Source organism: Sphingomonas sp. DC1600-2 (assembly GCF_049897605.1).
In the GTDB taxonomy this organism is placed as follows: Bacteria; Pseudomonadota; Alphaproteobacteria; order Sphingomonadales; family Sphingomonadaceae; genus Sphingomonas.
The window spans coordinates 1-9,466 of record NZ_JAFCWO010000027.1 but is presented as its reverse complement, the minus strand read 5'-3'; the positions used below and the strand labels follow the sequence as shown (position 1 = coordinate 9,466).

Genomic DNA, 9,466 nt, shown 5'->3' with positions numbered 1-9,466 from the left:
TGGGCCCTCGGCGCTGACGGAGGCCATGGGCATGCTCAACCACCATTTCGCAGCAGCCGCCTGATCGGCGCAGAGCGACAGCCTACCTCTGACTGCCGCCAATCTTTGCAACAGAGCCCCCTGACGCGTCGCCCGCATGATTGAGGCCAGCTTGTCGGCGCACGCCACCATCGGCCTGGCCCTGCGAATGAACTGGCGTCCCGCGATGGTTAGGGTGGTGCCAGCATGCGAGCGGTCGAAGATCTTGACGCCGATCAGGCGCTCCAATTTCAGGACGTTTCGGCTGAGCGTCGATTGTTCGACTTCCATCGCCTCCGCTGCGCGGTGAAAACTCCCATGATCGGCCACCGCAATCGCATAGCGAAGCTGACGGATGTCAAAGGTCATGGTGCATATAAATCAAGCTCCGAAAGCGCTTTGCATAAGGATCAAGCGGGCATCCGTTTAGGACTGCGCCGCCGGCCGCTCTCGCAGTAGCCGTCCAGCCAGGTCGTGCGTTCGGCTGAGCGCGACCAGAGCAAGGGGAAGAAGCTCTCATCGAGCGTCGGGTCATCCGTCCGTTGGTAACGGCGATAGATGTAGCCGCCGGGCCGATCGCTGAACTGTGCATCCTCCGGGATCATGTGGATGCCGATCGAACGACGAATCCGATCACCCGTGATGTTCGGACCCGACCCGTGCCAGATTTCACCGGCATGGAAGACGCAGGAGCCAGCCGGCACTTCAATGAAAATCGGATCGGGAGGCTCGATGCTCGCCGCCTGCGCGGCCGCCTTCATCTGGGCGCGATAGTCGTCCTGCCCATGGAAGGATTTCGGCAAAGGGGTGAGCGGCCAGAGGTGAGAACCGGGCACATATTCCAACGTCCCGGCGTCGCGATGGGTGTCGTCAAGCGTCACCCAGCAGGTCACCGTCATGGCGGGATCGAGGAAGTCCATGAAGGACGAGTCCTGATGATGCGCGATCGGCTTCGTCTTCGGCGCCTTCCACCAGATCGTATCCTGGCCGAGGCGCGCACCGGACCAGCCGGTCAGCAGCGATGCCGCGCGCCCAACATCGGCCGAGAGTGCGAGCTTGGCGACAGTCAGATCCGCCTTCCAGGCGTTCGCCATGTGCCGCGTCACGTCCGGCAAACTCATGCCTTCGCGCCAATACCATTCGTCGGGGTAGACGCCGGTGTCGAACTTGCCGGCAAACAGCTTCGGGAAACTCTCGCGCAACGCGGTGACGCGCTCCTCCGACAGAAAGCGCTCAACGATCAGGAAACCGTCGCGGCGAAAACGGGCAATATCATCTTCGCCCAAACGGGCGAACAGCGGCAGGTCAAAAGCGAACATATCCTATTTCCATCTGGCATTCTTTGCTGATCCCGATATTATCGTCGGCATGATAGATTATCGAACGAATACTTTACGGCGGAGTGCACCGAGCGCCGACCTTGACCGAACAGACGTCGCCATTCTGGGGTTCTTGCAGAACAATGCGCGGCTGTCTGTCAAGGAGATCGCGGCGGAGATCGGACTCGCCCCGTCGTCCACGCACGAGCGCATCAAGCGCATGCGAGACGCAGGCGTGCTCCTGGGAACGCATGTGGAGGTCGATCCCAAGGCGCTCGGCGTCGGGCTCGAGGCGCTGTTCATGATCGAACTGTCGAAGCACGAGCGCGGCACGGTCGACACCTTCATGGACGATATCGTCAAGGTGCCTGAGGTCCGCTTCGCCTTTCTCGTGACGGGGCGCTACGATCTGGTGGTCCATGTTGTCGTGCGCGACACGCAGCACCTCAAGGATTTAGCTCTCGATCAGTTTACAAACCGGCCAGGGGTCACCCGGATTGAGACATCGATCATCTTCGACGCCCGTCGCCGCTACGAACTTCCGGTCTTTCAAGTGGCGGAATGAGCCCTGGACGACGTGCGCGCCTGCTACTCCTTCAAGTGGTGGAGCGGCAGCGGCGCGCCCGACTTGACGCGCTGGATCGCGAAGTTGCTGCGGATGTCGCGGACGCCGGGCAGCTTCAACAACGTGCCGGTCAGGAAATGCTCATAGCCGGCGAGATCGGGCAGTACGGCCTCGAGCAAGAAATCGGCCTCGCCTGACACGAGATGGCAGGACACGACCTCGGGGAGCGCTTCAATCGCTGCCCGCAAAGCGCTGGCGACCTCATCGTCATGCCGCTCCACCTTGATGCCGACGAAGACTGTCAGACCGAGGCCGAGGGCGTCGCGTTCGAGTGTCGCGCGATAGCCCGAAATGATGCCCGCCTCTTCCAGCAGGCGCACCCGCCGCAGGCATGGCGAAGGCGACAGGCCGACCAACGCCGCCAGTTCCACATTGGTCAGCCGGCCATTGCGTTGCAGGGCCGCCAATATGCGCTGATCGATCGCGTCCAGAGACATGCTTGGCACAGAATCTCCAAACCCCGTACTTGACCTAGTGAGTATGCCAAGATCATCGGTCAACCGTGGCATGTTCGCAAGGACATGCTCCGGCCCTTGCAGCTATTCCTTGTGACGCAAGGAGATAGCCATGCCAAACCTCTGGATCTTCATCAGCGCGCTTGTCGTCGTGTATCTGCTGCCCGGCGCCGACATGATCCTGCTCCTCCAAACTGGAGCGACCGAAGGGCGCGCGCATGCAATCGCCACCGCGCTCGGCCTGGCCGCGGCGCGGGTGATCCATGTCGCGCTGGCGGCGTTCGGGCTCGCAACCTTGCTACGCGCATCGCCCGTGGCGTTCGACGTCATGCGCTATGCCGGGATGGCTTATCTTGTTTGGATGGGAATCGGCATCCTACGCTCTTGGCGTCATGCTCCGCAGACGTTGGAAGCTCAGGTTTCGGGCCACCCCTCCGGATATAGCCGGTCAACCAAGCGGGGCTTCGTGACGAACGTCGCCAATCCCAAGGCGCTGCTATTCTGCTCGGTGCTGTTGCCGCAGTTCGTAGCTCCGGCATCGAGCACGGCGGGCCAGTTCCTTCTGCTGGGCGCTATCCTGGTCGCAGTGGGCGCGGCGTTCGATACGCTCTACTCGCTTGCCGGCGCCTCGATCGGCCAATGGCTCGGCCGGCATCCTTTTGCTTACGCTGTCCAGCAATGGACGTTCGCGACGCTGCTGATCGGCTTTGGTGTCCGGCTGGCGTTCACGCAAATGCCCGCGTGAGATTCTACATGCCTGGATCACTTCTGCGAGCGCGATCCTCGCAAGCCAACATCACCTAGCGGGCTCTTTCAGGAGAGCAGGCAGATGCGGTTGGCGCACCCGACACGATTTGAACGTGTGGCCTCCTCCTTCGGAGGGCAGCGCCGAGAGATGGTGCGGGTGGTCGGAATCGAACCGACACTCCTTGCGGAACCGGATTTTGAAGGGAGTCGTGTCTACCGCAGGCGTCGGCGTTGTTGCGGGCCTCAAATCATTCGGATGAATTTTTCCCCATGTCGTGAAACTATCATAATCCAACACTAGCGGGACATTCGAATGTTTCAGGGATGTCCCGGCGCGCAGGCCGGGGCGGGCCGGGGGCACGGTCAGCTGCGCGGACCAATCGGTTCAAACATGGATTTCACGAGGGTTCAAATGACTGTTTCCGCAACCGAATTGCTGGAGCGCTACGACTCCACCACAAATAAGTCGCACTATTCATCCGAACGAGTTTTCGGCGCCCGTCGCGCCAGCCTCCTTGGCGCGGCCTGCATCGTGGCTCTTGGCATTTGCGCTCAGCCAGCCATCGCAGACGAAGCCGCCGCTGACAGCGATGGCTCCGATATCGTCGTGACGGCAACCAAGCGCCGTGAAGAGATCTCGAAGGTGCCTATCAGCGTCGAGGCCTACAATCCCGAAGCGCTGGAAAAATCAGCCATCCGCAGCGTGTCCGACCTCGCCCAGATGACGCCGGGCGTCCAGTTCGACAAGTCGGCCGGAATCTATGGCGGCGGTGCGCTGACCAACATCGCCATCCGGGGCATCAACTCGTCCGTCGGTCACTCCACGACCGGTATCTATATCGACGATACCCCGATCCAGGCGCGTGCCACGTGGATTTCGGGCTTCGGCAATCCTCTGCCCCTGATGTTCGATGTGGATCACGTCGAAGTCGACCGCGGCCCCCAGGGCACGCTGTTTGGCGCAGGCGCAGAAGGCGGTGCGCTGCGCTTCATCAGCCCTGAGCCCGGTCTCGATCATTACACGGGTATGGCGCGTACCGAGCTCTCGTTCACGCAGGGCGGCAGCCCAAGCTACGAAGCCGGCGCCGCGCTCGGCGGGCCCATTGTCAATGACAAGCTCGGGTTCCGGGTCAGCGGTTGGTATCGCCACGACGGCGGTTACATCGACCGGGTCGATCCGTTCAACCTGAAGACCGTGCAGGCGAACTCGAATTTCTCCGACTCCTATGCGCTTCGCGCTGCAGTGACAGCAGCACCGACGGAGTGGCTGAAGATCACGCCGTCGATCTACTTCCAGAAGGTCAATACGAACGACAGCGCTGCGTACTACGAGTACCTTTCCGATCCGAGCGAAGGCAAGTTCAAGAACGGGCGTCTTCTGCGTCAGCCTAACCAAGATCAGTTCGTGCTTCCCTCGCTGAAGCTCGAAGCCGATTTAGGCGGTGTTACGTTGACCTCGGTCAGCTCGTACCTCGACCGCAAGGGCAGCGTGCTCGCTGACATCACCAGCTTCTATGGCGCGGTAACTGTCGGTTATGGCAACCCGATGGGCCTCGCCTATCCCGCGCGCCAAACCGACGCGGCCTGGAAGGATGTCACCACCTCGCTGCACCAGTTCACGCAGGAAGTGCGTCTTTCCTCCTCGAACCCGGATGCTGCGCTAAAGTGGACCGTTGGTGCATTCTACTCCGACAGCACCCAGCACGACACCCACGTTTCGATCGACCCGTATTTTTCAGCCTACCTCGGCATGGATCCCTACGTGTCCGAGTTCACCGGCAGCCTCTACTCCTACGACAAGCAGATCGCAGGTTTCGGTCAGGTCGATTGGGAAGTGGTCAAGGGCCTGACGCTGACGGCAGGCGCTCGTATCGCGAGCACCAAATCGAGCTTCTACCAGGAGCAGAGCGGCTACTGGACCGGCGGCCTGTTCCCGGTTTCGAGCGGCAAGAACCACGAGAAGCCATTCACCCCCAAGGTGGGCGTGACCTATCATGCCAGCCCGAACCTCATGCTCTATGCATCGGCCGGCAAGGGCTACCGCGTCGGCGGCACCAACATCCCGATCCCGCTGCAGACCCAAGAGGGCGGCGTTGGCTGCCCGGTTCCCGCGCCGGCCTCCTTCAAGGCGGATTCGGTCTGGAGCTACGAAGCCGGTCTGAAGGGCAAGCTGTTCGGCGGCCGTCTGGGCGTGGACGCCAACGCCTTCCATATCGACTGGAACGACATCCAGCAGGGTGTCTATATCCCGACCTGCGGCTACACCTACACGACCAACGCCGGCAAGGCTGAGGTCAACGGCTTCAATCTCACCCTCAATGCCAAGGTGACCGACGCGTTCAAGCTGGGCGTGTCCGCCAGCTACACGGGCACCCGCATGAAGGAGACGATCGAGCAGTACGGCGTCATCCTGAACACCAAGGGCGATGTCATCGGCTCACCGCCCTGGGTCAATTCGCCCTGGGACCTGCGCGCCACCGCGGAATATACCTTCGTCCTGCCCGGCGACATCGATGGCTATCTGCGTGCAGAAGATGTCTTCCACAGCCGTAATCCGGGACCGTTCAACTCGCAGAACCCGGCATCGCCGGTGCTCTACAAGCCCGACATCCCGGCAAACCCGGCGACTAACCAGCTCAACCTGCGTGCAGGCGTGAACTGGCAGAACGTCGATATCGCGCTCTTCATGACCAACGCGCTGAACGCCCATCCGGCACTTGGCCGCTACCAGGACCTGGTGGGATCGGATCTCTTCACTGACACCACCTTCCGGCCCCGCACGATCGGCATGTCGGCATCGAAGCGGTTCTAAGTTCAATAATCACGGTCGGATCGGCGCTTGTCGATCCGACCTCTTAACCCGATTGCCGCCCAGATTTGCTAAGCATGATCTCGCAATGGGCGCTGGTCGATCAAAACGTTCACAGTGAGCGCACAAGCGCGAAGACCTGCCGGGTTGCTCAGGAACAGGTCTGCAAAATGCTCAGGAGTATGACATGAAGATCAGCACCGATCGCATTCTCACCACCCATGTTGGCAGCTTGCCGCGTCCGGCAAGCCTGGAAGCCAAGCTGCTGGCACGCGAACGCGGCGAACTCGACGCCGCATCGCTTGACGCGATGCCCGATGAAATCACGACTGCGGTTCGCGACGTGGTGAAGCGGCAGGCCGATCTTGGCATCTCCATCGTCGACGACGGCGAGATGAGCAAATACGCCTATGCAACTTATGCGCGTGACCGCATGACCGGCCTCACCGGCGTCGATCACCCGCTGGCCCTGTCCGAGCTCACCGAATTCCCCGAGTTCGCCAGCAAGATCGTGATGGAAATCAAGACCCCGACCTGCGTCGGCCCGCTCTCCTATCATGGCGATGAGCATGTCGCGTCCGACATCAACAACCTGAAGGCCGCGCTTGAAGGCGTCGCGGTTGAGGACGCGTTCATGAATGCCTCTTCGCCAGGCATCATGGCGCATTACATGCCCAATAAGTTTTACGCGACGCAGGAGGAATACCTCTACGCGCTCGCAGACACGATGAAGCGGGAGTACGACGCCATCGTCGCCTCCGGCCTTCTCCTTCAGATCGACTGTCCCGAGCTCGCGCTTGGCCGGCATTTCCGCGCGCAGCCGATGGAAGTCGCGGACTTCCGTAAGGAAGTCGCACTTCACGTCGAAGTGCTCAACCACGCCCTGCGCGACATTCCGGCCGACCGTCTGCGTCTGCACTTGTGCTGGGGTAACTACGAATCGCCCCACCACCACGACATCGACCTGCACGAAATCTTCGACCTGATCGTGACCGCCAAGCCGATGGCGATCCTGCTCGAAGCGGCCAACCCGCGCCATTCCCACGAATGGAGCCTGTTCAAGGAGACGCCGCTTCCCGAGGACAAGGTGATCGTGCCTGGCGTCATCGACACCTGCACGAACTATATCGAGCACCCGGAAGTGGTGGCGCAGCGTATCGAGCAATACGCCAATCTGGTGGGCCGCGAACGCGTGATCGCCGGTACAGACTGCGGGTTTGCAACCTTCGCCTCCTTCCATGCCGTCGATCCGGCAATTGGCTGGCGTAAGCTCGAAGCGATGGTTCAGGGCGCCGAGATCGCCTCGCGCCGCCTGTGGCGCTGAGCGAGACCCGTAAGATGAAAATCATCCAGATTACGGATTTGCACCTTGTTCCCAAAGGGCGAAGTCTGTTCGAAAACGATCCCGGCGTGCGGCTTGAGGCCTGCATCGCCGATATCGCTGCCAACCACGCTGATGCCGACTTGTGTGTCATTACCGGCGACCTGGCCCATCATGGCGAGCACGGCGCATACATCCGCCTGCGAGAAGCGCTAGAAGCGCTGCCGGTGCCCGTCCGCCTGGTTATCGGCAATCACGACGCCCGTGACGAGTTTCTCCAGGTGTTTCCCGAAGAGCCAACCGACGCAGATGGTTTCGTTCAGTCTTTCATCGACACCGACGCCGGGCGCCTCCTGTTCCTCGACACCAAGAAGGCGACCGGGCACGCAGGCGCCTATTGCGCAAAGCGACAGGCATGGCTGAAGGCGCGGCTTGAAGAGGCAGCGGGTCGTCCATGCTACCTGTTCATGCATCACCATCCGCTGCCCGTGAACCTGCGCGCGGTCGACGAGATCATGCTCGAGGATCCGGACGCCTTTGCAAAGGTGCTTGAAGGACACGATATCCGGCACATCTTCTTCGGCCACGTGCACCGGCCGATCGCAGGGAGCTGGCGCGGCATTCCCTTCACTACCCTGCGCGGCCTCAACCACCAACTCTGGCTCGACTTCACCATCGAGCGCGGCATCCCCTGCAGCATGGAGCCGCCGGCCTATGCCATCGCATTCCTGCAAGGCGGAGCCGTCATCGTTCACACCCACGACTTTCTCGATGCCAGCCCGAAGTACATGTACGATCCAGACCTCCCCGTGGAGCAGCAGGTCGTTCGTATGGCGCCGCGCGAGACCCGCATCACGGACAACGCCCAGTGACTGTCACCCAACTCCCCGATCCGGTGCTCCAGCGCACCAACGAGTTCACGTCGGCGGAAGCTGTGTCGACGAGCCAGTTGCCCTTCCTTGATCTGTCACTCCTGTATGGCAGCCAGGAGGACCGTCAGCAGCTGGTCGGCGAATTGCGCGAGATCCTTTTCGATCATGGCTTTTTCTATCTTCGTGGTCACGGCGTCAGGCCCGACCTCATCTCGCAGGCCCTGACGGCATCGAGGATGTTCTTTGCCTTGCCGCGCGAGGCCAAGCTCGAAATCGACATCGTCAAATCGGCCCAATTCCGCGGCTACACCCGTATCGGCGGTGAACTGACCGGCGGCCGACAGGATTGGCGCGAGCAGGTCGATTTCGACCGCGAGGAGGACTTCGCCGAGATTGGTCCGGACACGCCCGCATGGAAGCGGACGATTGGCCCTAACCAGTGGCCCTCGGCAATGCCCAGCCTGAAGCCGATCATCACGACGTACCAGGCCGAAGTGACCCGCGTCGCGATCGATTTGCTGAAAGCCATCGCACTTGCTCTCGGGCAACCGGAAGGTGCTTTCGAGCCGCTCTACAAATCGGCTCCGCGTCAGCACCTGAAGATCGTTCGCTATCCCGGCCGTGATGTGGCCCGCTCTGAACAGGGCGTCGGGGCGCACAAGGACGGCGGTCTCGTGACGATCCTGCTCCAGGACAGCACCGAGGGTCTCCGTGTCCAGCGCCAGGATGGCAGCTGGGTCGAAGCACCACCGATCCCGGGCACCTTTGTCGTGAACACCGGGGAATTGCTCGAGCTTGCAACGGATGGTTTCGTGCGCGCAGACGTCCATGCAGCGGTGACACCGCCTTCCGGAATCGTTCGGTACTCCATCCCGTTCTTTCTTGGTGCCAGCCACGAAGGACATATCCCTCTCATCGACCTCCCGCCCGAACTCAAGGCGGTCGCCCGCGGCGTGAGCTCTGACCCGGCCAACCCGCTGTTCCGCAGCGTCGGTGAGAACCACCTGAAGGCGCGTATCCGTTCGCATCCCGATGTTGCGCGGGCCCATTACGGTGACCTGATCGATCCCGATGCCGCCACAAGCGCTAAGGCAACGCAAACCCATGGGGTTAATGATGTCTAGACATCTAGGTTCAATCACGCTTTCGTTTGCATTCGCAGAGACGCTGAATGCAAGTTGTCTGTAGATTTCCGCTGAGAATTGACCCGGTAGGGGCATAAATTTCCATTGAGAATTGACCCATGTTTGAACCCGCCCCTGGCTGACCAGTCTGGGGTATCGGGAGTGATCGACATGGA

Annotated in this window: 8 protein-coding genes and 1 pseudogene; 6 read left to right on the top strand and 3 right to left on the bottom strand. The window is 61.3% G+C overall.

What is annotated here, in order from left to right:
• Window positions 1-207 precede the first annotated feature (207 nt).
• Together ACP7BL_RS17395 and ACP7BL_RS17390 are read right to left on the bottom strand one after the other, a co-directional pair.
• Window positions 208-387, bottom strand: a pseudogene (locus ACP7BL_RS17395) (helix-turn-helix domain-containing protein); the annotation flags it as partial.
• Window positions 388-428: 41 nt separating this feature from the next.
• On the bottom strand, window positions 429-1,337 hold the full coding sequence (locus ACP7BL_RS17390) for a phytanoyl-CoA dioxygenase family protein (RefSeq protein ID WP_137788392.1): 909 nt from the start codon (window positions 1,335-1,337) through the stop codon (window positions 429-431).
• Between the two features lie 49 nt (window positions 1,338-1,386).
• On the opposite strand from ACP7BL_RS17390, the gene ACP7BL_RS17385 reads away from it, so the two are divergent.
• Window positions 1,387-1,902, top strand: a complete 516-nt coding sequence (locus ACP7BL_RS17385; RefSeq protein WP_137788391.1) for an Lrp/AsnC family transcriptional regulator — start codon at window positions 1,387-1,389, stop codon at window positions 1,900-1,902.
• Between the two features lie 23 nt (window positions 1,903-1,925).
• Here the strand turns inward: ACP7BL_RS17385 and ACP7BL_RS17380 are convergent, their stop codons facing one another.
• Window positions 1,926-2,399 (bottom strand): Lrp/AsnC family transcriptional regulator, encoded by a 474-nt coding sequence (locus ACP7BL_RS17380; protein WP_277788432.1) that lies wholly within the window; start codon window positions 2,397-2,399, stop codon window positions 1,926-1,928.
• Between the two features lie 130 nt (window positions 2,400-2,529).
• Between ACP7BL_RS17380 and ACP7BL_RS17375 the strand changes: the two genes are divergently transcribed.
• From ACP7BL_RS17375 to ACP7BL_RS17355, 5 genes are all read left to right on the top strand, one after another.
• Window positions 2,530-3,162, top strand: a complete 633-nt coding sequence (locus ACP7BL_RS17375; RefSeq protein WP_277788385.1) for a LysE family translocator — start codon at window positions 2,530-2,532, stop codon at window positions 3,160-3,162.
• Between the two features lie 414 nt (window positions 3,163-3,576).
• Entirely contained in the window at window positions 3,577-5,976 is a 2,400-nt protein-coding gene (locus ACP7BL_RS17370; protein ID WP_426258903.1) for a TonB-dependent receptor, read from the top strand.
• A 184-nt stretch (window positions 5,977-6,160) separates the two neighbouring features.
• Window positions 6,161-7,297, top strand: coding sequence for a cobalamin-independent methionine synthase II family protein (locus ACP7BL_RS17365; RefSeq protein ID WP_226019286.1), 1,137 nt, complete (start codon window positions 6,161-6,163; stop codon window positions 7,295-7,297).
• Between the two features lie 14 nt (window positions 7,298-7,311).
• The gene (locus ACP7BL_RS17360) at window positions 7,312-8,166 is read left to right on the top strand and encodes a phosphodiesterase (protein ID WP_124811530.1); all 855 of its coding nucleotides are present in this window, start codon (window positions 7,312-7,314) and stop codon (window positions 8,164-8,166) included.
• On the top strand, window positions 8,163-9,290 hold the full coding sequence (locus ACP7BL_RS17355; RefSeq protein WP_212742242.1) for an isopenicillin N synthase family dioxygenase: 1,128 nt from the start codon (window positions 8,163-8,165) through the stop codon (window positions 9,288-9,290). Before ACP7BL_RS17360 ends, ACP7BL_RS17355 begins: the two co-directional genes overlap by 4 nt.
• Window positions 9,291-9,466: the final 176 nt, after the last annotated feature.

Excerpts from the sequence above, each read along its gene's own strand:
- ACP7BL_RS17390 (WP_137788392.1), bottom strand. The coding sequence starts at position 1,337 with ATGTTCGCTTTTGACCTGCCGCTGTTCGCCCGTTTGGGCGAAGATGAT.
- ACP7BL_RS17385 (WP_137788391.1), top strand. The coding sequence starts at position 1,387 with ATGATAGATTATCGAACGAATACTTTACGGCGGAGTGCACCGAGCGCC.
- ACP7BL_RS17380 (WP_277788432.1), bottom strand. The coding sequence starts at position 2,399 with ATGTCTCTGGACGCGATCGATCAGCGCATATTGGCGGCCCTGCAACGC.
- ACP7BL_RS17375 (WP_277788385.1), top strand. The coding sequence starts at position 2,530 with ATGCCAAACCTCTGGATCTTCATCAGCGCGCTTGTCGTCGTGTATCTG.
- ACP7BL_RS17370 (WP_426258903.1), top strand. The coding sequence starts at position 3,577 with ATGACTGTTTCCGCAACCGAATTGCTGGAGCGCTACGACTCCACCACA.
- ACP7BL_RS17365 (WP_226019286.1), top strand. The coding sequence starts at position 6,161 with ATGAAGATCAGCACCGATCGCATTCTCACCACCCATGTTGGCAGCTTG.
- ACP7BL_RS17360 (WP_124811530.1), top strand. The coding sequence starts at position 7,312 with ATGAAAATCATCCAGATTACGGATTTGCACCTTGTTCCCAAAGGGCGA.